Source organism: Tardiphaga sp. 841_E9_N1_2 (assembly GCF_051811065.1).
GTDB classification, from domain to species: Bacteria; Pseudomonadota; Alphaproteobacteria; order Rhizobiales; family Xanthobacteraceae; genus Tardiphaga; species Tardiphaga robiniae.
This window is the reverse complement of sequence record NZ_JBPWQC010000001.1, coordinates 5,896,299-5,919,129: the sequence shown is the minus strand read 5'-3', so window position 1 is coordinate 5,919,129 and position 22,831 is coordinate 5,896,299. Positions and strand designations below refer to the sequence as shown.

Genomic DNA, 22,831 nt, shown 5'->3' with positions numbered 1-22,831 from the left:
TTTCGAATTGCACACGATACCAAGGACAATCGCGCCGCCAACACGGCCGATTGCAGAAGCTTTCTACTTCGCAAGCAGGCCCGTCTTTTGGCAGGTCAACAGGCGCCGCATCCACGGCCGCCGACGATGTACCAGCCGTCGCCGAAATCTTCGGCTTCGCACCTTGGGAATACCATAGCCCCGCGTTTGAGATTGCTCAGCGCAGGCTTTCCTTCATCGAACTTGTATCGAGGAGAATGATTGAACTCTCGATCGTCGATCTTTGGACTTCAAAAATCTTATTCTCTGACCGAGAGTCGATGCTGGTCGTTACGCAAATGAGCGACTGAAGGCGCGGAGAAAAACGACGGCCTGAAAATATTGGGAGCAGCTGCTTGAGCATCGACGATGACAACATTCTAACCCAGCGGCGGCGCGGCCCGACTTCGGCCATCACGTTCAGTATGCGACAGATAGGCTATCGCGAATGGACGGCTGTGGAGAAACACAAGCTAAAGGGATTGGCCGAGCGAGGCTTGTCCGCTCAGAAGATCGCCAGATCGCTCAAACGATCCGTTTGCATTACCCAAGCAATGGCATCGAAGTTGGGTATTCGCTTCGCGGATGAATTGTAACTGCGATCAAGTTAGGCATATGCGTTCCAGGATTCATCCATATGATTACCATTTCTCCGACAGCCTCAAGGAGACCATGTGCACCAATGTTGGCCACGATGAAATTGCGCCCGCGATGTGATTGGACGTCAGTCCGGCAACGCAGGTGGCGCAAACAACCATCCCGGGCGTGCAATTCGCGGAAGGCGCGCAGGGCGATCTCGCACCGTGTTGCCAAAGCCCCAGTTACATGAATCGGCATTGCCACTGAAGCGCAGCGCTTTTACTTACTTTCCGAAGCGAAACGACAGAGAACAGAACAATGGCTGTCTATCTGGATCATACCGGCCGCCCCCTTCAGCAGAAGCTGACGAAATCGGACGGTATTCGTTTTCATTATATCCGCGGTGGCAAGGGACCTGCCGTCGTTTTGATCGCCGGCTTTCCGCAAAGCGTCTACGCATGGCGGCGCGTCATTCCTCTGCTCACCGATGCCTATGAAGTGATCGCGCTCGACCTTCCGGGCCAGGGCGATAGCGACAAGCCGCTGGATGGCTACGACACAGCGACAGCGGCGAAACGAATCAACAGCTTCCTCAAGACCATAGGTGTTGGACGCCATTATTTCGTCGGGCACGATATCGGATCCTGGATCGGATATCCAACACATCACCTCCCTCGCCTGGAAAATTGCTTGATCTAGGTCAACGTAATCTCCGCTGCCAAATTAAAGATGAGAGATGGGGATGGGCAACGGAGGAAGTAGGCATGAGGACGACTACTCTGCGAACAACGATAATTGCTGCGGCAAGCCTGGCATCTGCGACGCTGCTGTCGCCGGGCTGGACTGAGCAAGGTGGTCTATCGCTGACAGTCAGTCAGGCGGAGGCACAGACCCGCGTCTACATCAGGAGAGGTTATCTCGGGAGTGACTACTACACTGCGACTGGCCTTCCTTGGTACGCTGTGAGGGCCCACTATTATAATGGGCCATGGAGCGGCGCCGGATTCAGCTACGCAGGCTGGAGCGACTACGCTGCGCGCAATGGTATCGGCTGCACGCCCGGCACCGCGATCAAGGGCGGCGATGGCATCATGTATAACTGTCAGTAAGTCGAGGGTGTTGGACTGGGTGAGATTATCCACTCAGTCCAGCAAACTTCCGCTAATGGGACGGTCTGCTTCCGCCCCACCCCCGGCGGTCCTCGGCGTTAATTCGTAACAGTGCTTATCGCCAGTTTTTTTGCATCGCGTTCATAACGGTGTAGGTCTTATTTTTTTTGCAGTACTCTGTGACTACCTTAACGTTCCGTTTGACGTACCGCAGATCCAGCTCGTTGAGGTTTTTGGTCGCGCTGAAATAGCCGCTCATCCACCAGCCGATCAGAGCTTGGCGTTCAGTATCCGTCTTCAGGAATTGCCCGCAAGTGATCTGCGAAAGATCGATCACGACTTGCGCGTTGACCGGCGATATCGGCGTGCCGGTCAGCACAAGGCAGCATGACGCGATGTATCTGTTCATACCTTCCCCATTTCTCTTGTGACATCTATCGGCTTGTCGCCCGCTGAAGTCCCGACATAACTGTTTGCGTTGGATTGGAAGCGCACCAGGACTTTAAGTTGGCGACGTTCCGGGCATACGCATCCAGATCCACGTAGACATAGCCGGTCTTCTGATTGAACCAACCACTCATCCATGCCGAGAAAACGGCAGAGTCCGACGCAGACAGAGCCATGTACTGCGCGCAGCTGACCCGCGCCATGTCCAAGGACACTTGAGCTTGTGCCACCGATGTGAAGACCAGGCCAATGAGCGAGAGGTAGGACAACTTCTTCATGATGCACTCCTTATGTGAACACCTTCTTGATGTCGCCGGAGCAAACGTTGATCTATATCAAGAGTAGGCCCCACGTTTCGTGGGCAACAGTGACGGAGGTTTCGCCTGCACAGCCCGTGGAGAGGCAAAATGTTCAGATCAACCGCACTGGTCTTGCTAGGGCTATCAACGGCATCTTCGGCGTATGGTATGACGCTGCCCCCCCTTCCTGGACCAAACGCCATGGTCATCGAAATCGCAATTGGATGCGGCCCCGGCAGAACCCGAATAGACGGTGTATGCGTCGCGCGAACGACCGTTCGACAAACTCGCCGCGCGGTTCGCAGGTGTGTGCGATGGCAGGCCGGCGTCTGCGCTTTATACCAGTGACAGCTCAGTCCCGTGATTGATCGCGGCAGTGGTGCGATTCACTTCGTCAGCAAACGGAGGACGCAGACATCGCCGCGCCTGAAGAGCGTTCGTCGAGTAGAGGTCCGTCGCTGGCACCTCGCGCGTGGAAAACCGTTTCATTGACTTGGGTCAACGAGCCATCGCGGATGCTGTGGCCGATGACTTCGTAAGAAATTATCCGTTGACCGCGTTCGACTTGGCCGGGGAGCCCCTTAGCGAAAATCACGGTCATTCGAGCAAATCTCGTCGCACCGGCTGAAATAAACATGACTTGCGTCTGGTATGTCACCTTTGAAGTACCTAGAAGCGGTACGTTGTTACAACGGCGAAATCCCCGACTGAGCAAGATCTTTGAAACCGAGGCGGAAGCCAAGGCGTTTGCGCGACGGAAGTTCGACGCAGGTCTGATCGTGACCGCGGGCACTATCAATCCCTATCGTCCGAGAGTGGCAATTCCGTCGGAGAAGATTCTTGCATGGTTTGAAGCGCGCTACGCGGTCGATCAATCAGACAAGAACGGCTCACCGACTTAGAACGGCGGTAGAATACGCCGCACTATCTCGCTCGATGCGGAGCCTTCCTTCCTGCAACCGATAGCCATTCCAGGCCCGTCGCACTGTGCTCTGGTAGGCGTTCAGAACGTTCGGCTTTAATGGCAGGACGAGCAGCAATTCAAAATCATCCACCGGAATAATAGTCTCGAGTGTTGCCATTCTGGCACGGGTCATCCAGCCCGCGGCGCCTATGTTGCGCGAACAATGACCCGTTCTTCTGAAGAAGTAAGGATGCAGATCATGAAAAGGCACTTACTAGCTACGATCGGTCTTATTGCGATGTCAGCACCTGCTATGGCCGCTGATCTTCCTGCGCGTGCGTACAAAGCACCACCGGTTCTCGTTGCCACCGTTTATGACTGGACCGGTTTTTATATCGGCATCAATGGCGGCTGGGGATCCAGTCGTAATTGCTGGGGTATCGTCCCATTGGCCGGTGCAACGATCGCAGACGGCTGTGCCGACCGCTCGGGAGGCGTTTTTGGTGGTCAGGTTGGCTATCGTTGGCAGTCCGGCCAGTTTGTCTTCGGCCTGGAAGGTCAGGGCGACTGGGCAGATCTCACCGGCTCCAGCGTTAGTAGGCTCAATCCTGTCTATTCAACCGGCGTCAAAGTGGATGCCCTCGGGCTCATTACAGGCCAGATCGGTTATGCTTGGAATGCCTCCCTCTTCTACCTGAAGGGCGGCGCTGCGACCGCAAGGAGCAGACTGGACGTATGGAATACGGCGAGCGGCATTAACGTGGCGTCGGCTAGCGCAACTCGATGGGGCGGCGTCGTTGGCGTCGGATGGGAATACGGCTTCGCGCCGAACTGGTCGTTCGGTATCGAATACGATCGTCTCTTCATGGGGGATGCAAATAACTCCTTCTCAGTGCCCAATCCCATTCTCGCCGGTGCAGCCAACCGAATCGGACAAGATATCGATCTGGTTACGCTCCGTATAAATTATCGCTTTGGCGGCCCCGGTAGTGTGGTTGCCAAATACTGAAGAACCGACACACAGATGCGCGGAGGGCCGGCCACACTCCGGCCCTCCATAACGTGAGCGTTGGACCGACGTATTCACGGCGATGAGTTACCCAGTTCCTTCTTGCCACAGAGCTGTGCCCATCTTTCAGATCAAAAGCTCTTGAGATTGGCCTATGCGTTGGGAAGAAGGCTCGGCCCGGCTCCGGTCTGTTACTTCTGCTGCGCAAGCTTACTGGCCAGTGCTGACACTAACCTGCTCGCCTCGCCATCCAACGAACCCACTGCAATGGTGAGGGTTTTAGGCCAGGTTTGCCAGTGCCAGGCGAACAAGCCAGCGCTCGCAATAAGAACGGCAGCGCCTGAGACCAAGATCATTCGTAACCAGATGGGCAGCCTAATCGCGTCCATGCTGCGTGTCTCGCCCCAAGAAATCTTCCGCTGCGGCAGAACAGAGAAATTGTGGCCGCCGATCGCTCGCAGGAGAGCGCGGGCCTGCGCCTAGCGGAGTCGCCGCCCAATTATAGTGCTTGAGGTGCCCTGATGTGCGACATCGAGATTGTTACCAAGGCGATGGAAGACGCTCAACTCGTGCTGCGAGATTATGCTCAGCTTGGACCGCGTGAAAAGCACGCCGTTCTGCAGCGTATGCTTGAGATAATGGAACACGAGCATGTCGTCGCGGCTCAGGCGAGGCTTCTGAAAGGCTACGGCCGGCTGAAGGCCGTTAGTTGACACTTGATGAGCTGCCCTCGCGTTACTCTCGACGAGAAAGCTCTGCGTCTAGCATCGGCGCGCTCGATAAATTCGCCAGCAGAGCCGACCTTGCTTTAAGAAAACGAGAGCTAAAACTATTGCGACTGGGACTAGCCCCCCACGATGACGAAGGCACTATGAAGGTGTTCTTTTGACATGGTGGTCCCGCCAGCTGAGACAGCATTTTATATGCCTGCCCACCGGGGAAGTCCTGTGCACTTTGTGCCAAAAATAAATCAGGCATGCTGCTTTCAAACCGGGCCACTAGGGGTTAACAGCCGGTACCAAATCTTACGGACCTCGCCATAATAGGAACGAGGCGAATGTCAGGGGCTATCGACGCACGCCTACGCGATTAACGCCGCCATTTAAATTGCCGCCGGCGTTATGACGGACTGCAGCGCGCGCCACCGGACGAGGCCTGAGCGCGACGCCGGCCCTCGCAACGCAGCTCGGCGGATAGCCAACGTACTGACAATACACGACCGCGGTGGCCGGCGCCGGACTAAGAGCGACACCAGCAAGCCCTAAAAAGGCACTGGCAGCAAACCCGGTAACGGTTGCAGACTTGATCGAAAGACCCTGCATGTCAGACTCCTCTTCGTGCTTGCGGACTGAAAGATGGCCGGAGCCGCCTTAGACGCGGCCGAGACCAACATGAGCGCGAAAGGATCAATTCCGTTGACCCACATCAACGGAATGTCTCCAAGCGACAAGCCGAGGGCCGTACGTCACCCTCGTCCCCTACCGGCCCGTTTCCAGCCTCAGAGGGTTATATTGAGAACGGCATTGGCTATGAATTATGTCGACTCCCGTACATGGGCTGGATTACGTTATGACCATCGCCGGCCATTCCTGGGCTCTTCCGGTGCCTAAGAGTGACGCTCCCGCCGCTAAGGGGGCCATGCCATGACAAAAGAGCACGTTTATAGCGCGTTCGTTATCCGCCATAAGCGGAACTAAATCCAGAGATTTAGCGGGTTCGCAATCAGCGACCCGATACGACAAACTCGCAGCTACCTATCTGGCGTTCATCAAACTCGCATCAGTCCGGATTTGGATGCGTGCTAATGAGTCCGCACCCTAGCCTTCATCAATCTGGGAGAAGTCGCGTGTTGCTCTGTACTAACGAGTCTACGCCCTAGACACATCGTCGCAGCTCATTTGCAGCAGGAGCAAAAGCTCCTGACTATGTCAACTATCAGGGCCTTCATTTCAACCGTCGGTCATCACCGCCAACGCGCAACACGCCGACGCATCGCGCTCCGCACGAACGATGGAATTTTCGTTCGCGAAATAAAATATAAAGCGCTGGCATTCGCACACGCAGAGCGCGAAAGTTCACAGCTGAAAAACTACAAGAAAATCACAGGTAAGACTTGATGAACTCTCTCGATCAGGCATCTTTGCTCCGAACCGAAGCTCGCATCATCGCTGAAGACGACACGCACGCGGTCGTCGCCCTACGTATCTCGAAAAAATGGATGGGCCGAAATCTACCGTTTTTAGCAGCGCTGGCTGAACTGACCGCAAACTTAAAGCAAAAGACCAAGGCTTGAAACGAAGTCACAAAGCCCGTGGCAGGAGAACAGCCGTCGCGGCCCTTACGCTGCTGTGCGCGCCGCGATCCAAATTGGAACAGTTTGGCTCATGGCTCACTTTTCGATGTGCCACGACCCATCCCAGTCGCGGGGAGGTGGGGTTGCTTTGAGACGCTCGATCCGCAGAAGAAAAGTCTGTGCTGGCCCGTCGCCGGGGGCTGCCTCAAGCGACATATTCATGGCAGCAACGGCATCGTCCCATCGCTGTTCCCGGTAGGCTGAAAGCCCTTTAACAAACTCGTCCCTCGACCCCAGTGACCGCGGCGTGGCATCAGCATTGCTGCCAACGATCTCGAACACCGTTTCGAAACGAGTATGGCCAGCCGCCACAATGCGGTCGATCTCGCGAACCTCAAACGATGGTCCCGCGGCCGCAATTGTTCTCTCAGAAACGAGGTTGCGGGTGCCATACACCTTGTTCGCGCCCTCGAGACGAGAAGCGAGGTTTACCACATCTCCCATGACGGTGTAGCTCATCATAACTTCGGATCCGATGCTGCCTACCAATGCCTCTCCCGTCGCAATACCGATTCTGAGGTCGCATTTTTCCATGGGAGTTGCGCGTACGCCGAGCAGCTCAGGAATCTCTCGGCGCAACATGTCGATCCGTTCGATCATTTCTAGGGCGGCGGAACATGCAAGCCGAGCATGATCGGCCTCATCGACGAAAGGAGGTCCCCAGTAGGCCATGATGCCGTCGCCGATATACTTGTCGATGATCCCTCGGTTATTTCGGATCGGTTCGGACATGACAGAAAGGTAACGGTTCATGACCTTCACTAAGCCTTGCGGCGTCATGCCTTCGCTGAGGCTTGTGAACCCCTTCAAATCGCAGAACAACACAGTCATCACCCGGCGCTGGCCTTCGGCGGCAGTTAAATTAGGGCGTTCGATCAATCCTTCAACGACACGAGGATCTATATACCTGCCAAAGGTTTCCTTGATGCGTTGGTTAGTGCGCAACTGCACGACCATTCGGTTGAAAGCGGCTGCCAATTGTCCGATTTCGTCGGCCGCCCTCACATCGATTGATTGATCGAGTTGGCCCGCTTCCACCGCCCGCGCCCCCTCTAGCAACTGACGGACAGAGCGAATGATGCCGCCGCTGACGAGGTTGGCGAAGATCAATCCTACGATCGCAGCCAGCAGCGTCACGACAGCCGAAATCGAAGCGACCTGACTCTGTTCCGACCTGATTTTTGCGATGGCCTCATCGCTGACGGTCATCATAGCCAGCCTGATAGCGTTGACCTTATCGTCCAATTCGTCGCGAGTTCCATCCGCCCGCGCGAGACTGCGTCTCACCGCTGCAAAGTCTCTGGCTTCGAGTTCCGAAATGAGCTCTCCCGTCTGCTGCTTCAATTGACGACGAGTATCGCTTAAATTCTCAATCCGGGTTTCGATGCGTGCGAGAGCGGCATTGTCCGAAGGTGTACTTGTGTCCACGATGATCGCATTGATCAGGTCGCGCGCAGCTTGTGCTTCACTTTCGACCTCGACCCCTTTCGCATTATACAACTCCAATCGGGACGTGTACCCGAGTATATCCGGCGGCTCCTGCATCTTCGCGATTACCATACGGCGAAGCGCGAGACCTCGTTCAAGGGATAGTGTATTGATTTGCGTGAGATGCGCGTTGATCGGCGAATACCGGGTAGAGAGCTCTTCCAGCAAATGGCCGACCCGTCGAACCATTACGATTGATAGGATGGATGTCGCAAGCATAAGGATGATCAATCCGACGGCGGTCGCAACAATCCGCCGACGTATCGACCGCTTAATCATCGATCCCGAAATTCTCTTCCATCTATTGAGTGCGCGAGTGTCTGAAATGTCTCGTGCTCCGGCCGGCCGAGTTAAGCGGTGAAAGAGCAACCTTCATTCATCATTCAAGCTAAAGTCAAAGGTTTGGGCGGGCGAGCCTTGGTGAACAACCATAAACTGGCTAAGGGGGACATTAAACACCACCGAAGAGGAATAAAGGTCAGTGAGTTCGAGTTTGAGCATTTGACCAGTTTCCATCTTCGAAGCGACAGTTGGCTCGATTCCGCGTGCCGCGATGCAGATATTAGTCAGACACCAATTAAAGGGAATCTGGACAAGGCTGCTATCATCTACCGTCAATTTTACGCCCTGCTGCAGATTTGCTCCTTGCGGAAGAAATAGCTGCAAGCGAGCCGGTCCGTCGGCTCGCTTGATAAGATCGACACGCACCACCACCTGACTGACGTCGTCCGTGCCGGTTGATGTCGTTCGGCATATCGTCGTTCTGTCGGATGAAGCGAAACAAAGTTTTTGCCAAGGTGAGTAGTGAATATTCTCAGGCAGACGTAGTCGCCGCGGGCTCGCCTGAAGCTCCTGCCGGGATGAAGAGTTGCTCACTTGTAGCTCTGGTGGCGTATCCCAATACTTCTCGAGAAATTGGGCTACCAAGGGCGACCAAATCGGCACTGCGTCCCCCGAGTCGATCATGAAGTGACCGTCACTTCCAAAGGGCGGCAGCATTCGATATTCAGCGTTGCCGCCCGCTTCGATAAACGCTCGATGCATTCGCTTCGTCAGGTCCGGTCCAAAATAGGAATCGTTTTCCGAATAGATCCAGAGCATCGGCACACGAGCAGTGCGTCCGAATTCGCCGGTAGCGGCAATAAGTTTCTCGGGAGCGCAATTGTTGTTCGCCTTGCCATCAATTCGCCCTCCACGACCAGCCGCAAAGGTAATGATGGCCTGAACGGATGATGGGTTCCGGCTTGCAAGAGCAATAGACCCCCATCCGCCACCCGACTGACCAACCACAATAACTTTACCCGGCTGGACCATCTTCCTCTTGCTCATGTATTCGATGACCCACTCATTCAGAGTGGCGATAGCTAGTCCGGGACCACGAAAGTTCGGATTGTCGCAGCTACCAACGTGACCAAAGACAGCACCGTAGAGCCCTAAATCTCTGTCATCGAGACTACTGGCCCCGTACCTGATAGGGGAGATGACCACATAACCACGCCGCGCAAACCAGCGTGCCGCATCCCGATATTCGATCATCGGAAACATCGTCCGCTGATCAGCGTCGAGCGAAATTCCGTGGTTCATGACCACCAGAGGGAACGGACCGTCTCCGACTGGCCGCACCAGGAAGGCAAGCACCGGTAGTGGAAATGGCAATGCCCATATTTCCTCCTGGATTGCATGTCCCCCACTTCGGTCATCTGCGATGGCATCAGAACGGAATGCCAACACAACACCGCCCAGCAATAGGACATATATCAGCAAGCCCTTCAGCATCTTTCGTCTCCGCCCTGCTCTAGTCTGACGCTAGGTCTGCGAGATAAGAAAGGGTTGATCTGGATCAATGATCAATCGGCAGTGCGTGTCCTAGCTAGGGACGCGGAAGCTGATTGCCCGGTGTCGATAGGCTTGCTCTTGCCATCCATTCCCCCGCGGCAATGGATTCCAAACATAGACACGGCCGCCCTCGACGCGACTGACGATGGCAACACGCGTTCGCGCTCCAAGCGATCAAGATACTTAAGCACATCGTCGTGGAACTCGCTGGTGCCTTTGCGGACAAACTCCTTGAGCACAATACGAACGATCCGCTCGTCCCAGCCGTATTTCAGCGATGCAGACGCGGCCTCGCCATCGACCGCACGATCGAAAGCGCTCTTCATCAACGCGACGGCTTCACGGCCGGCCTTGTCCACCTCGGACACCAGAGTCAGCTCCCGGCGGCGCTGCGCAAGATCCATTTCTCGCATCGCCGCATCGGCATTCGCCTTACGAGCGACGCCATCGGACTGCGAACCCGGAAAGCTACGCTGCGGCTTTGCCGCCAGCGGTAACCCAGGCGAAGCCGGCACCGCCTTCCGAAGCCGGACGTTCTCGGCGCGGTGAGCGGCAAGCGCGTTGTACTCAACCAGCTTGGATTTGCCGTCCGGCTTGGTCGCGATCGCTTCGGAATGCTGGCTCAAATAGCGCGAGAGCGTAGAACGATCGACGACATCGCCAGCGGCAGTGAGCTTCTCCGCAGCTACCGTGATCGAAATCCACTCCTCGCTACCGTCATCCATCCCGTGCTGATCCGTGCAACGACGCGTGCAGCACACGCGTTCGCGTGTACCGCTTTCACATCGATCTACTGGCGAAATTCCAGGGGCTGCGACCCCGTGTAAGGCGAAACACCTGGTTTACGGTCCCTAGACCGGGGGTCGCTGCGGACCAATAGGTCGACCACGCGGACATGGTCGCCGATCTTGTAGCCACTCACCATCACTCTGAGTTCCCTCGTCTGCTGTCCAGGTGCCGTCACGCCGCGGCGGCCAAGGCGCGGGCACACGCAAGACCTGTTTCCACTTGCGGAATGCGAAATTCGGACTGATCGCGGGGATGTCATGGCGCAACGGATCATGCGGCTCGGTCCAGACACGCTGCCCCTTGACCTCATCGCCGCCGAACACTTGCTGCAACCAGCCGCTCCACGCGGCAAACTGCGCCGATCCCTGCTCGACCTCGATCCATTCGCTCGCCCGCTGCCCTTGGAACGCAGCGAGCGCGACAAGGTCCGCCCGATGAGCCATCTGCGCCCAGAAGCCCGCGCCGCGTTCGGGGTCGATCGGAAATCTGCCCCGGCGATCCGCCATCACGCCGGCTACTTCCATGCCGACCAGTTCGTCACCGCACAGCCATCGTCGCACTGGCGGCGCCTGCGACTCGACGATCTTGGCGGTCGGGAATTCATCGAAACCGCGCCGCCGAGCCCACAAATGGAAATTCTCGCGGTGCTTGGTGCGTTGGCTTTTTTCGAGCGCGGTCTGATACGGAAAGATCGCTGCCCGGCAGAGACGCTGATCGCTGGCGGCCAATCGTCGGAACTCGTGAAGTGCGAGATCTCGCCGCATGACCTCATGGCCTCGCCACGCTGCCCAGGCGGGCGCAAAGTGCTCCGGTTCGCTTTCGACCCGATCAACTTCGCTGCTCTCTCGCCCCCTGGAAGGGGGTAAGGGGGAAGATTCAGGTTCAGGTTCAGAGATTAGGCCCTTGCTACAGTGCGAGGGCTGGCCGAGTCCTGGCCGAGGGCTAACGGTCTCTGGCTCCGAATTTAGCCCTTGTTGGCAGCTAGGGCTAAATGCCGTTGCTTCTGCCGCAGTGTCATCGTCGAAATCACCCACAGCGCGGGCTTCAATGATGGCAGTGTCTGCCTCGTATAGCAGCCGAATCAGGTCCGTCGTCCGCTTGCCTTTGCCGAGACTGTTGCGGTTGCCGTTCTCGTCAAGAAGCCGCTCTATTCTGTCTTCTTCTCGGCTGAAGACGTTAATCTTGATCTGCTTTGCAACGTTCCTCACCGCAATTATCGCGGTGAGGATCACACCGCCTACGCCGAGCAGAGCCGCTGTGAGCGTCTGCCATCGGGTAGCCATAGCGTGTTTAATTCTCGTCGTCGTGATGGCAGCCTTTTTCGTGGCCGACGTGCACACCTCCTGCAAACAAGAGCATGGGCCGGACTACAAGTGCTTTCCGGGCGGGCGCCGACTGGTTCGCTAGGTCCGGGCTCAACCCAGCGAGACATCGACCATGTCGTTATGCATGATTGTTTGAGGCCCGCGATTGTCCCACTTGATGACGACACCGCTCCAGGTGTTCTCGGCAACGGTGCCGGCGTCGCGTGCGTCGTCCCTCCAATGGACGCGATCACCAACTCTCAGCTTTCTCGATTCGTCGCCGGTCATCGACACAGCCTTTCAGTGAACGTCCTTCGCGCTTCTTCTTGATTGGCACCACATGCCCCGGACGCTGCGGCAGCACTGGCTGTTTAGGCTTCGGCGGATCGTCAGGAAAGAACCGCTTCTTGCTACAGGTCGCGTATCCGTAGAAATAGTCCACCAAACTTCAGCAGCGCTGGCGTCACCCCACGGCATAGGATCTGGCTCCCCGCTGTGCTGCTCCCATTAACTTCGTAGCGATCCATCGGCGGCCAGAACAAGATCGCCGAAATGAAAGAGGCCCACTGAGGTGGCCTGAAGCGACGACGCGACGTGCTAGCAGAGAACTCGCCCTTCGATGTGTCAGTCTTTCTGTCATTTTCAATTTGCCGCGCCCTCCTAGTATCGATTGATTCTCCTTCTTCCGTGTCCCAAGCTGTGGACCTCAAGTTGAGGAGACCCCCGATGACAATCGATTACTCCAATACAACGAGAGTTCGAGATAACTTTTCGAATAGGCGCATAGCTATTGGCCGTCGCGATCTCTTGCTGGGCGGTGGCTGTGTGCTCGCGGCGTCAGCCCTCATTGGCGAAGCATTGGTCCATGCAACGCCAGCCCGAGCGCAAGCGCTTTCGGCTCTTGCTTCGGATGAGATCGGCGAGGTGGCCATCAGCGCCTATATCTACGCCTATCCCTTGATCCTCATGGAAATAACGCGCCGGGTCAGCACCAATGTCGCCGATGCCAGCCATTTCGGTAAGGCGCCCATGAACCAGTTCGGGCATCTACCCGCATTCCCTGACGCCACCTTTACCGATGTCGTTCGTCCGAATGCTGACACTCTCTACTCGCTTATGTGGTTTGACGTGTCGGAAGCTCCGCTACTGATAAGCGTGCCTGACTCTGGCGGGCGTTACTATCTACTGCCAATGCTGGACATGTGGACCGACGTGTTTGAGTCCACTGGCAGCCGAACGACCGGCACAAGTGCACAATACCTTCGCATAACGGGGCCGGACTGGCGAGGCGACGTTCATCCCGAGGCCATCTCCATTCGAAGCCCGACCGCAATTGGCTGGATCATCGGGCGCACACAGACAAACGGCAAAGCCGATTACGACGCCGTGCATAAGTTTCAAGCCGGACTAGTCGCTACGCAGCCGGGGCGCTTCGCTAATCAACCGCCCGGCAAGATCAACCCCGATTGGGATATGAAGACGCCGCCCACGGAGCAAGTGGAGAAGATGACTCCAGCCACCTATTTTTCGTTGTTTACAGAGCTGGCGAGGACCAACCCGCCCCACGCGAACGACTATCCGATCCTTGACCAGATGCGGCGCATTGGAATCGAGCCGGGCAAACCCTTCGACTTCAAAAGCGCATCGCCCGAGGTTCAGCGCGCGTTAAGCGAAGCTGGCCCGGCAGCAACGAAAAAGATCAAAACACAATTTTTGCGCGCCGGCATGGCGAATGCGGGATGGCGCACAAACCTCTCGGCGGTCGGGACTTATGGCGCGGATTATCTCAGCCGGGCCGGAGTCGCTTTTGCCGGTCTCGGTGCCAACACTATCGAGGATGCCGTTTATCCAACGGCGCTCACCGATGCCGATGGTAAGTCGTTCAGCAGCGACAATCGATATGTCCTGCATTTTGAGAAGAACCAGCTTCCCGCAGTGCGTGGCTTTTGGTCCCTTACAATGTACAACGAAAAGCAAGCCTTCGCGGCCAATCCGATTGACCGCTACGCCATCGGAGATCGCGATAAACTTTCGTTCAATGCCGACGGCTCGCTCGACCTTTACATCCAACGTAAGACGCCCGGCAAAGAGAAGGAAACGAACTGGCTACCGGCACCTGCAAGTGGCCCATTCACAATGAATATGCGTCTCTATTGGCCGAAACCCGAGGTTCTCGACGGAAGCTGGCAACCGCCGGGCGTAAAGCGCATGTAAATAGGCCCATCCGCGCCCTGAGCCTTTCAAATCGCGGAACGATCTGACCGCATTTCGATTACCCTGCAAACAAGGGAGGTTGCGAGGAACAGGCTAGCTGCGGTTGCTCTCTGTGGATCCTTGCTAATGGGCGCATCGACCATGGCGAGAGCCGATCAGCCTGGACCGGACTGGATGCCGATGGAGCAAGTAAAGGCGAAGGTCCTGCAGTCCGGCTACTCGCAGGTTACCAAGCTGGAGGCCGACGATGGCCGCTGGGAGGGCGAAGGCATCAAGAACGGTCAGAAGATGGACTTCCACGCCGATCCGAAGACTGGCGTGATCATCTCTGAGAAGCTTGATGACTAACCTGCGCAGCAGAGGCTATGGCGGAAGCTATTTCTTCATCTTCTCTTTTTTCTTTTCAGCTTTCAACGCATCGGCTTGCGCGCGGAATGCTTCAGCCAGATTCCGCATTCGCTCTGCATGCTCGGCATCTTCCGAGTGCTGAGCTACGGCTTCAGCTTTCTCAGCCTGCTTCCTAAGTGACTTCGTTGGCTTCATGCCGACGGCTCACGGAATCCGACGCAAAGACTATGAGGCTTTGCGTGAAAATACTGTGTGTCACCGGTAATCGCACCGGCCATCTCGTCGATTGCCTTTTGCAAAGCGCGAGCAGCAACCGAGTGCGGATTATCATAGATCGCACCATAGGTGTGCGGTCGAAGCTGATGCATCAATTCAAGCATTATTACGTCGTGCGGATGTGGCTTGGCCGCCTCTTCCTCTCTGCGTCGTCGTCGCTCATCCCGCGACCACTGCGAAATCATGTCGCCTCTCTTTAATTCTCTGGCCGCCACAAATGCGCGTGCACCCACCTGCCCTCGAACGTACTACGCAGCGCTTCTGCATCTCCATGATAGGTGAAGCAAAAAACTGCCCACCATCGACCTTCATGCACCACGCTGGCGCCGCGCACCCGCAGCGACAGCTGCTTGCGTGAACAGAAGCTCGTGGCCTTAACGCAAGTCTCTTCGTCGTCAGGAATAGCGATCTGAAACGGCCAGTTGCCGTAGGTATCGGCCATCGCTCATGATAAGAACATTTAGAGAACGCCGTCAAGTCTTGACCGCCGCATTCGGAATCGGATCGAACGGCTACGCGCCAATTTTGGAGCGGCTAGAACACGAGCTGGAATTGATCCGCCGCAAAGACGACGTCCCCGCGCACGGCGGAATGTTGAGCTGCGCAACCAGCGTGTCGCCGAAGTGCGTCCGTAGCGCAGTATCTCGCTTCAGTGAGGGATAGAAGCACTTTGCTCTGACGGTCCAGCCGAATTGAGCCACATGCCGCCCTGCATCCCATCTACGCTGCGAAGGCGCGATCCTCTTCAAAAGCGAATGCGCGTGGGGTCGCTACTGCTTCGCCGTTGAAATTGCGAGTGATCTCGACCGCGATCAGGCTGTCGCCGGGGAATGCCGGGCTAAGCTCCAGCGTCAGATAGTCAAACAGGGCACGCTCGTGAACGGCAATGACGATCTGGCGGTTCATTCCCTTCGATAAGGTACGCAGGAGCGCGGCGAATTGTGCGGTATGGACGTCGTCCATCGACTGTACAGGGTCATCAAGAATAAGCCATGGCATGCGCACCGGCACCGACAGGTGGAGCGCGAGAAACAGCGTCAGCGCTGCGGTATTGAGATTTCCTTGACTCAGCATCGCTCCTGGGGAGCCAGAGGCCTTGCCTGAACGGTGTAGCGTCTCCAGCACAGCCTCGACCTTGCCTACATCACCGGAAGGCAGCTTGAAAGCCGGCACGAACTGCTCTGAAGGCGCTAACCGTACGAACAAGTCGCGCCACGTTTTGTTGAGCGAGGTGTTAAAGACCGCTTTGACGATATCCGAGCGCACCTTGTTCGCACTGTCGGATATTCTTTTAGCGCACTCACGAGACTGATCGACCTGCTTCACGGCCTTCACTATATCAGCAAGAGTCGTCGCAAGCCGGGCGCGCTCAGTCCTAAGCTTCTCGATTTGGGCGAGTTCGCGCGCACGCACATCGATGTCCGAAACAGCGCGAATGCGTAGCGAGACGAGGCGCTCGGCCTCAGTCACTCGCGTATCGATAGCGCGGCCGGCCTCTGCAAGCGCCTCATTAAAGTCGTTAAAGCTGCTCGCGCGCCGTCGAAGAACAGTCTGCACGAGAGACTCTATCTCAGGCATCAATGAATTCGACAGTTCGTCGCGGCGGCGTGAAAGAAGCAACAATTCGCGCGCTCGGACGGCCTGAGCCGTTAGGCGCACACCTTCGTTGGCAACCATCTGGAGGTGCTGCAGACGCTGTTCGGCGTCGACCATCTGCGCCTTGCGGACCGTCAAATCTGCCACCTCTTCACCGCCAAGCCGTCCAGTGCCTGCACCTAGAAGATCACGTTGCGCGGTCGTGAGGCGTGTACTCTCTTCAGCGCGCTCAGTTGCGAGCGCCTGCAGACGCCCAGCTTCACTTGTCAGAGCAGCGATCTTGGCAGCAATGTGTGCCGTGAGCGGCTCGGCACTAGCTTCGCTAAAATCGCGATCACAGACGGGGCATATGTCGCCCTCTACATGCGGTGCAATCCCGGCGAGAGCATTCGCTATCGACTTCGCATCTCGGGCACCCGCGACCAAATCCCTATCCAATTCTTGAATGCGCGCGGTAGCGCGCTGCACTACCGCGTTAAGAATGCCAATTCGTTCAACCGCGGCGGCGTTTGCGACCAGCGTCTGGTCGCAGCGGCTCACTTCGGCTTGAGCGCGCCGCAGTGCTTCCATGCGACTCTTCTCGGGGCCGTCGTCGAGCGCCACAACATCCGAGAATAGCATGCGCACCATGCCGATTGCGTCTTCCAACGGCTTGGCGGCAGAGGAGCGCCAAGCAAGAAGTGCCTGCGCCGCAGCCTGTTCAAATTGCTCCTTTCCCGCCTGATCATGACTTGCGTCGTCGGCGGGGAGTGACCGCCAGCGTTCGGCTAGCCCTTTGATCTCAGATCGGAGTCGACTGAGCTCGCTGAGCCTGCTCTCCGCCTCCCGATCAGCGTAAAGCTGATGTCTGAGAGCTGTAAGGTCGGTTTCCTCCGACACGAGAGGTATTTCTGCCGAAAGATCGGAAAGCGTCTGATTCAACTGCACAATTCGATCGTAGTCCAACTTCACCGCTTCAGCGATGCTGAGATTTATGCGATCGATGTCTGATTGGAACGAGGCCCGCCGGTCTTCGAGCCGCCGATACTCGGAGACAAGGTTTCGCACGCGAGACACGTTGAAGGCTGGGTACAGCCCGTCGACAAGTGCATCGAGCGGATCGAGCCCCAGCAGCTCCTTCACGAAAAGCGTCAGTGGCGAGGTAGTAGTAGTTTTCTGGTCATCGTAAATTTCAAGGAGCCGCCCAAGCGTAGCCTGGGGTAGGTAACAGCGCTCGGCAAAGAAGCGCGCGTCGTGAGTATCGAGGAGTGGATTTGGTTTGAAAGCTCCATCGCCAAACGCCAACGAACCGGAGACAGAAGCATCCTCACGATGCGGTGCGGTCGTTGTCAGCGAGATCGAACCTCCATCTGTATCTAGCGTGGTCAGATATGAGCGATAGCCATTCCCGTCGGCAGCAAGATGCGAAATCTTGCCCGTCAATCCAAGCTCGAGCGCTGACAGTACGCTCGTCTTTCCCATGCCGTTCGTGCCGTGGATTAAGACCACCTGCGCATCCAGCGGGATAACGATTTTCCCGCGCAAGCTGCGGAAATTCTCAACCACTAGAGTTTTAAGGCGTGCACCAGTCATTGGTCGTCCTCATTTTCACTGAGCGCGCTCTGCACCGAAGCGACAATTTCCCGCGCGAGCACCGCTTCGACCGCCGCCTTCCCCTTTGGCGCCACCTCGATCAGCGCGTCCATGAGAACGCCTTTCGCAGCGTCGGGCGTGGTGCGCCTCAGATCTCCTTCCCAGTCAAGCAAGGTGTCGACAGCAGAAGGCTCGGTCAGCGGCAGAAGTACCGATAACCAATCGCGAACAGCGTCGACCGCATGCGGACCAACCGGTGCTCCGATGGGTAATACCCGGCAAACCTTACTGATCGACTGCACGGTTTCCGACCGCGGCTGGCCGGATGTTAGGATGGCTGTTACAGGCCGTTTAGATCGCATGACGTCAAGCGCCCGAGTGAGCGCAAGTACCTTTCGCACAATCGCATCGTCGACGGTGCCACCCTTGAGCTCGATAACGATAACGAGATCATTTGCCCTTTCACCGGCAACTAAAGCATGCGTGAACTCAAACGAAAGCGACCCGACCTTGAAGGGCCTGGGCAGCTCTCGATAGCCGCCCTCTTTAACCAGGATGTCGACGACACGGTCGCTTGTAGTCATATCGAAACCTCTTCGCGGAACCGATCGCGTAGATCATCGAGGCTGGCCGCGTCAGCAAGCATTGGACCGAAAGCGAGATATCGCGGTCCGAACGAGCCGTCTCGCCGGCCGCCGCTCGGGCTGCGCTGTTGGCGTCCGGCGATACGGCCAGAACATATCACGACGGCGTCGTCGTCGTCTTCATTGAATGCGCCGCATTCGAGCAGGTTGGTCACCACCCCGTCGTTGGCAGCAAGAAAGATTCGCGCGCTCGCTGTCGGGGACGTGACACGCAGCGCACCGGAACGTGCGTCGGCTGCATCATCGATTGAGCTCGTCCAACTGCCAGTTTGCTCATCGAGTCCTATCAGGCCGAGCGCCACGGCGGCCTCGCGTTGGCCCGAGCTCTTGAGTCCCAGCTTACCCTTCATGAGATGAGCGGGATCGCCGTCGATAGGAAAGTAACTCTGGATTCCGAACGCGCTCGTGCCGTTCTGCAGCTGATGGCGGGCGCGAGCGAGGCCGGACGCGATAGCCCGGGCGAGCAAAAGTCTGTCGCTATTTCCTGCAACTGCCACACGGTCGCGAAGGAAACGAAGCCCACGAACAATGGCAGTGCGGCCAGATGCGTCCAAGTTAGCTGCGGGCGCATCGTCAACGAGCACCTCAAGCTTGCTAGTCAGCACATGGAGCAAAAGCGCGACGAGTAGCGGCTTAGCATAAGCCTGGAGGCGCGCAGCCTCGCAAATCTCCGCGCGATGTGCTTCGTAATCGGCTTCACCATAGGCGACGATCAGAAGATTCTTCTGATCGTCACCGAGGTCTTGCGCCGAGAACACAATGGGTGTGGGACTGTTGGACCATTTCCACCCCTTCTGAGCATTCATCGTTGCGAAAAGATCTTTGATATTTTCGTCCTGCGCAGACATCCCGATCATCAAAGTGCAGCTGCGCTGGACGAGCGCGCCCAGTTGGTCGCGCACGATCTTGAAGGTGTCGTTACTCTTCCAACCTGTGATCTGCGCCGAGCGCGCGACTAGAAGCGGACGATAAAGAGCTTTGACGACCCCATTCTTGGCATATGAAAGGGTGGGCGAATAAGCTCTCCGAACGAGACCTGATGCGCTGATCGCAAAGAGGGCGGAGCTTGTCGGAAGCTCCATCATTTTTTGTACACCCAAAAACAGTTGACGTCCGGACTTCTTGGGTGTACGTTATTCCCATGAGCGAGCCATACGACGAAGCTAAAGACGCCCTCAACATCGCCAACCACGGCATTTCGCTGGCCCGTGCGACCGACATGGTGATCGCCCGCTTTATCGTCGATGACCGCTTTGATTACGGCGAAACGCGCTATCGCGCTTGGGGCGATATTGACGGCCAACCTTACTTCCTTGCTTTCACAATCCGCGATGGCAAGGTGCGCCCCATCAGCCTGCGCCGCGCCCATGCAAAGGAGATGAAACGAAATGTCCGCTAAAAAGAAAACACCACCAGCCACCTACGACGACAACCCGGAATGGACGGAGGCCGACTTCGCCGCCTCGCGCCCTGCCGAAGAACTGCCGCCGGATATTCTTGCCCAATTCAAGAACAAGCCCGGTCGGCCGCGCGTGGAAAATCCGAAGGTTCCCGTGAAGATCCGTCTCGACGACGACGTCGTCACGGCGCTGCGAGCGACGGGCCCAGGCTGGCAGACGCGCATCAATGACATGCTGAAGTCGCGGATCAAGCGCGGCAAGATTGAGTTTGTTGTGCCCGGCGACAAGCCGAAGCCTCGTGCAACGATTGGATCTGCAAAGCGCAGGCGCGCGTGACACAAGAGAGGCCCCGCATGATCGCATCAGCGCGGCGCCCAACCATCGCCGATTGCACGGCATCACTAACTGATGTCAGCCCAACGATGGAAGACTCCGCCAAATCACTGCGAAATAGCCCGGCCGTAGCAGCTCGCGGGCGTAGCGCTCTTGGAGCAGGAGCGCACCGGCATCAGGTACAAACGCCGACCTGTGTGCTATATTTTTTGGCGCGCAGAGATCAGCAGATTAGATATGACATCTAAGAGAATGACTCCATCGAGGCTTCTCCACGATCTGATGAAGCTGCCTGGCAGGCCGATGGACATTCTGGGCGACATTGCGCTTGTCGCCACGGACGATCTCAATGGCCGCATCGCAAGGCTTCTAACGGACAGCCCGCAATATGACGATCGAAGCGCTGCTTTGGTATTCACATCTCTGCTGGAGCACAGTCTAGAAAACGCGCTCGCCACGCACTTCGTAATTCCCGAGGACAAAATTACTAAACTCTTCTCGTATCCGAATGGGCCTATGTCCAATTTCTCGGCAAAGATCGCCATGGGTTACGCACTTGGAATCTACGACGAAGATATGCAGCACGATTTAAATATGATCCGCGAGATCAGGAATGCCTTTGCTCATGCTAGAGTGGAGGTCACATTCTCGACTCCCGCCGTTGCGACAGCTTGCAGCGAACTACGATACCAGGGCGGATACGCTCCGCCACGCGCCAAATTTTCCGCTTGTGCTGGCGGCATCTCGTGGGGACTTCGCGGGTCGTTCGGCGGCACACCCGTGCGACTAATTGGGTCTCATATTTATCGGGAGATGTACGGCGCGCGACAGGGATCTTGATGTTGAGGCGTTACATCCCGCGCTCACGAAAAAAGCATGAGAACCACGTCAACCGACGGCCTTCAACATCACGCTCGCTTCGGCCGGCGCCAACGCGATCATCTGGAGATACTTAAGTTTCAACTTCAGGCCGTGTCCGTCACCGTATTTCGGCTTGCCGCTGGCGTGGCCCATCAGCTCGTCGGTGAGCTCGTCCGGACATTCGATATCGCGCAGCCGATCCTTCAGGCTGTGGCGCAGCGAGTAGAGCGTGTGCATCTTGGACAACCACATGCCGTTCTCTTCGAAATACTTGTTCACGGTCGCCGACAGCGTGTCGCCGTTGTCGGCATATTGCGCGAAGCCGCTGGGGAATTCGCGCATCGCATCCAGCGAGATGCCGACCAGCGGCACATCGCGCTCCGAGGCCTCCGATTTCAGCACACGGCCGAACGGCTTTACCCGTACATGCGGGATCGCCGCATCTAGCACGATAAAACCGGGGGTGAGGTTGACGATCTCGACCGGCCGCATGCCGGTATTGACCATGATGCGCACCACGGCCCGCGCTTGGTCGTTGAGGTCATCGAGCGCGCCGGGCCGAAGGATGACGCCCGTGATGAATGGGATCGGATAGGGTTTGCGGCTGCGATCCTTGCCGCCGCGCAGCCGCAGGCCGGCGACGATGGTTTCCTTGTCGAGATTGTGCCGCATGCTCACCTCGCGGACCATGCGCGTGATGTGACTGATGTTCTTATTGGCGGTCCGCACCTGGATGCCCTCATCCTTCACGCGCTTCGACCAGTGGTCGCGCAGCTTCAGCATCTTCTCGCGGATCAGATCGTTCACCGTGCCATCGCCAACGACCTCGATCAGGATCTCGATCGCGCGCTCTTTGGCGGCCTTGAATTTCTTCAGCTGGCGCGGAGAGTACCCTAACCGCTCTGTGGCGGTCGCTAGGTCGAATTCGGCGTAGAGCCCGGAGAGCTTGATGGTCGGCGCGGCCACTGCACCCAGAACGGCCGCACGCGTTTCGGGATCGTGCACCCGATCGCCGGTGCCCAGCGCATCGATCCGGCGAATGAGATCGGCCGGCGCTTCCTTGGCGATGGCGGCCGCCGGCAAATATGGCAGGTCGAGGATCAGCGAGCGTTTGACGGCCGCGTCGTAATCGAGCTTCGCTTGCGCCGCGTTCCCGCCAGCGCACATGCGCCAGTACGCTTCGGTGTCGAGGTTGAGCCGGCCAGCGATATCAATTGCCTTGCGTCCGCGCTTGTCGTCCACGACCTTGATGCCGGTCGTCAGCCGAACGGGTGCCCGCTTGTCGAAGGCCGCATATTCCTCCGGCACACGCCGTTGATAATGCCAGACCCCGTTCCGCTTCGTCAGATACTCACTCACGCTGGACCCATGTAGGACGCCTTGTAGGACGAAACCGTCGCAACAAGGGCCTGAAGAGTCAACGAAATTGGGAAAAAGGCTTGTTTATAAGGG

The 22,831-nt window shown here is 57.1% G+C and carries 28 protein-coding genes and 1 pseudogene; 15 read left to right on the top strand and 14 right to left on the bottom strand.

Features of this window, described 5'->3' with window-relative positions:
- Positions 1-50 precede the first annotated feature (50 nt).
- The 4 genes from AB8A50_RS28435 (at position 51) to AB8A50_RS28420 (ending at position 1,706) form a co-directional block, all read left to right on the top strand.
- The gene (locus AB8A50_RS28435; protein WP_439079681.1) at positions 51-329 is read left to right on the top strand and encodes a hypothetical protein; all 279 of its coding nucleotides are present in this window, start codon (positions 51-53) and stop codon (positions 327-329) included.
- 45 nt (positions 330-374) lie between these two features.
- Positions 375-614, top strand: a complete 240-nt coding sequence (locus tag AB8A50_RS28430) for a hypothetical protein (RefSeq protein ID WP_175365712.1) — start codon at positions 375-377, stop codon at positions 612-614.
- 301 nt (positions 615-915) lie between these two features.
- Positions 916-1,296 (top strand): alpha/beta fold hydrolase, encoded by a 381-nt coding sequence (locus AB8A50_RS28425; protein WP_439079680.1) that lies wholly within the window; start codon positions 916-918, stop codon positions 1,294-1,296.
- 65 nt (positions 1,297-1,361) lie between these two features.
- Entirely contained in the window at positions 1,362-1,706 is a 345-nt protein-coding gene (locus AB8A50_RS28420; RefSeq protein ID WP_439079679.1) for a hypothetical protein, read from the top strand.
- Between the two features lie 115 nt (positions 1,707-1,821).
- Here the strand turns inward: AB8A50_RS28420 and AB8A50_RS28415 are convergent, their stop codons facing one another.
- Together AB8A50_RS28415 and AB8A50_RS28410 are read right to left on the bottom strand one after the other, a co-directional pair.
- The gene (locus tag AB8A50_RS28415; RefSeq protein ID WP_439079678.1) at positions 1,822-2,115 is read right to left on the bottom strand and encodes an HdeA/HdeB family chaperone; all 294 of its coding nucleotides are present in this window, start codon (positions 2,113-2,115) and stop codon (positions 1,822-1,824) included.
- A gap of 25 nt (positions 2,116-2,140) precedes the next feature.
- Complete coding sequence (locus tag AB8A50_RS28410) at positions 2,141-2,431, bottom strand: HdeA/HdeB family chaperone (RefSeq protein ID WP_439079677.1); 291 nt, start codon at positions 2,429-2,431, stop codon at positions 2,141-2,143.
- Positions 2,432-3,087: 656 nt separating this feature from the next.
- On the opposite strand from AB8A50_RS28410, the gene AB8A50_RS28405 reads away from it, so the two are divergent.
- The 3 genes from AB8A50_RS28405 (at position 3,088) to AB8A50_RS28395 (ending at position 5,078) form a co-directional block, all read left to right on the top strand.
- Complete coding sequence (locus AB8A50_RS28405) at positions 3,088-3,354, top strand: hypothetical protein (RefSeq protein WP_439079676.1); 267 nt, start codon at positions 3,088-3,090, stop codon at positions 3,352-3,354.
- A gap of 225 nt (positions 3,355-3,579) precedes the next feature.
- The gene (locus AB8A50_RS28400) at positions 3,580-4,365 is read left to right on the top strand and encodes an outer membrane protein (RefSeq protein WP_439079675.1); all 786 of its coding nucleotides are present in this window, start codon (positions 3,580-3,582) and stop codon (positions 4,363-4,365) included.
- Between the two features lie 521 nt (positions 4,366-4,886).
- Positions 4,887-5,078 carry a hypothetical protein gene (locus AB8A50_RS28395; RefSeq protein WP_439079674.1) on the top strand — a complete coding sequence of 64 codons (192 nt, stop codon included), beginning with the start codon at positions 4,887-4,889 and terminating at the stop codon, positions 5,076-5,078.
- Positions 5,079-5,432: 354 nt separating this feature from the next.
- Here AB8A50_RS28395 and AB8A50_RS28390 read toward each other — a convergent pair whose 3' ends face one another.
- Complete coding sequence (locus AB8A50_RS28390; protein ID WP_439079673.1) at positions 5,433-5,687, bottom strand: hypothetical protein; 255 nt, start codon at positions 5,685-5,687, stop codon at positions 5,433-5,435.
- A 403-nt stretch (positions 5,688-6,090) separates the two neighbouring features.
- Here AB8A50_RS28390 and AB8A50_RS28385 point away from each other — a divergent pair.
- A pseudogene (locus AB8A50_RS28385) lies at positions 6,091-6,186 on the top strand (IS5/IS1182 family transposase); the annotation flags it as partial.
- A 295-nt stretch (positions 6,187-6,481) separates the two neighbouring features.
- Positions 6,482-6,658, top strand: coding sequence for a hypothetical protein (locus AB8A50_RS28380; RefSeq protein ID WP_439079672.1), 177 nt, complete (start codon positions 6,482-6,484; stop codon positions 6,656-6,658).
- Positions 6,659-6,754: 96 nt separating this feature from the next.
- On the opposite strand, the gene AB8A50_RS28375 is transcribed toward AB8A50_RS28380, so the two are convergent.
- The 3 genes from AB8A50_RS28375 to AB8A50_RS28365 form a co-directional block, all read right to left on the bottom strand.
- Positions 6,755-8,425, bottom strand: a complete 1,671-nt coding sequence (locus AB8A50_RS28375; RefSeq protein WP_439079671.1) for an adenylate/guanylate cyclase domain-containing protein — start codon at positions 8,423-8,425, stop codon at positions 6,755-6,757.
- Positions 8,426-8,578: 153 nt separating this feature from the next.
- Positions 8,579-9,982: an invasion associated locus B family protein gene (locus AB8A50_RS28370; protein WP_439079670.1), complete on the bottom strand. Its 1,404-nt coding sequence runs from the start codon at positions 9,980-9,982 to the stop codon at positions 8,579-8,581.
- Between the two features lie 71 nt (positions 9,983-10,053).
- Positions 10,054-10,767, bottom strand: coding sequence for a hypothetical protein (locus AB8A50_RS28365; RefSeq protein ID WP_439079669.1), 714 nt, complete (start codon positions 10,765-10,767; stop codon positions 10,054-10,056).
- 321 nt (positions 10,768-11,088) lie between these two features.
- Here AB8A50_RS28365 and AB8A50_RS28360 point away from each other — a divergent pair, with 321 nt between their 5' ends.
- Entirely contained in the window at positions 11,089-11,697 is a 609-nt protein-coding gene (locus tag AB8A50_RS28360; RefSeq protein WP_439079668.1) for a hypothetical protein, read from the top strand.
- Between the two features lie 549 nt (positions 11,698-12,246).
- Here the strand turns inward: AB8A50_RS28360 and AB8A50_RS28355 are convergent.
- Positions 12,247-12,423 carry a hypothetical protein gene (locus AB8A50_RS28355; protein WP_439079667.1) on the bottom strand — a complete coding sequence of 59 codons (177 nt, stop codon included), beginning with the start codon at positions 12,421-12,423 and terminating at the stop codon, positions 12,247-12,249.
- 438 nt (positions 12,424-12,861) lie between these two features.
- Between AB8A50_RS28355 and AB8A50_RS28350 the strand changes: the two genes are divergently transcribed.
- Positions 12,862-14,349: a DUF1254 domain-containing protein gene (locus tag AB8A50_RS28350; protein WP_439079666.1), complete on the top strand. Its 1,488-nt coding sequence runs from the start codon at positions 12,862-12,864 to the stop codon at positions 14,347-14,349.
- 126 nt (positions 14,350-14,475) lie between these two features.
- Positions 14,476-14,697: a PepSY domain-containing protein gene (locus AB8A50_RS28345; RefSeq protein WP_439079665.1), complete on the top strand. Its 222-nt coding sequence runs from the start codon at positions 14,476-14,478 to the stop codon at positions 14,695-14,697.
- Between the two features lie 27 nt (positions 14,698-14,724).
- Here AB8A50_RS28345 and AB8A50_RS28340 read toward each other — a convergent pair whose 3' ends face one another.
- From AB8A50_RS28340 to AB8A50_RS28315, 6 genes are all read right to left on the bottom strand, one after another.
- On the bottom strand, positions 14,725-14,892 hold the full coding sequence (locus AB8A50_RS28340; RefSeq protein WP_439079664.1) for a hypothetical protein: 168 nt from the start codon (positions 14,890-14,892) through the stop codon (positions 14,725-14,727).
- On the bottom strand, positions 14,889-15,158 hold the full coding sequence (locus AB8A50_RS28335; protein ID WP_439079663.1) for a hypothetical protein: 270 nt from the start codon (positions 15,156-15,158) through the stop codon (positions 14,889-14,891). Before AB8A50_RS28335 ends, AB8A50_RS28340 begins: the two co-directional genes overlap by 4 nt.
- An 11-nt stretch (positions 15,159-15,169) precedes the next feature.
- A complete protein-coding gene (locus tag AB8A50_RS28330) occupies positions 15,170-15,415 on the bottom strand; it encodes a hypothetical protein (protein WP_439079662.1) in 246 nt (81 codons plus the stop codon).
- Between the two features lie 278 nt (positions 15,416-15,693).
- On the bottom strand, positions 15,694-18,141 hold the full coding sequence (locus tag AB8A50_RS28325) for an AAA family ATPase (RefSeq protein ID WP_439079661.1): 2,448 nt from the start codon (positions 18,139-18,141) through the stop codon (positions 15,694-15,696).
- Complete coding sequence (locus AB8A50_RS28320; protein ID WP_439079660.1) at positions 18,138-18,725, bottom strand: hypothetical protein; 588 nt, start codon at positions 18,723-18,725, stop codon at positions 18,138-18,140. The genes AB8A50_RS28325 and AB8A50_RS28320 overlap by 4 nt, the downstream gene beginning before the upstream one ends.
- Complete coding sequence (locus AB8A50_RS28315) at positions 18,722-19,870, bottom strand: hypothetical protein (RefSeq protein WP_439079659.1); 1,149 nt, start codon at positions 19,868-19,870, stop codon at positions 18,722-18,724. Before AB8A50_RS28315 ends, AB8A50_RS28320 begins: the two co-directional genes overlap by 4 nt.
- Before the next feature lie 56 nt (positions 19,871-19,926).
- Between AB8A50_RS28315 and AB8A50_RS28310 the strand changes: the two genes are divergently transcribed.
- The 3 genes from AB8A50_RS28310 to AB8A50_RS28300 all read left to right on the top strand — a co-directional run bounded on the left by AB8A50_RS28310 (position 19,927) and on the right by AB8A50_RS28300 (position 21,358).
- A complete protein-coding gene (locus AB8A50_RS28310) occupies positions 19,927-20,184 on the top strand; it encodes a BrnT family toxin (protein WP_439079658.1) in 258 nt (85 codons plus the stop codon).
- Positions 20,174-20,521, top strand: coding sequence for a BrnA antitoxin family protein (locus AB8A50_RS28305; RefSeq protein ID WP_439079657.1), 348 nt, complete (start codon positions 20,174-20,176; stop codon positions 20,519-20,521). Before AB8A50_RS28310 ends, AB8A50_RS28305 begins: the two co-directional genes overlap by 11 nt.
- Positions 20,522-20,821: 300 nt before the next feature.
- A complete protein-coding gene (locus AB8A50_RS28300) occupies positions 20,822-21,358 on the top strand; it encodes a hypothetical protein (protein ID WP_439079656.1) in 537 nt (178 codons plus the stop codon).
- Between the two features lie 48 nt (positions 21,359-21,406).
- Here the strand turns inward: AB8A50_RS28300 and AB8A50_RS28295 are convergent, their stop codons facing one another.
- A complete protein-coding gene (locus AB8A50_RS28295; RefSeq protein ID WP_439079655.1) occupies positions 21,407-22,738 on the bottom strand; it encodes a molecular chaperone in 1,332 nt (443 codons plus the stop codon).
- Between the last annotated feature and the right edge of the window lie 93 nt (positions 22,739-22,831).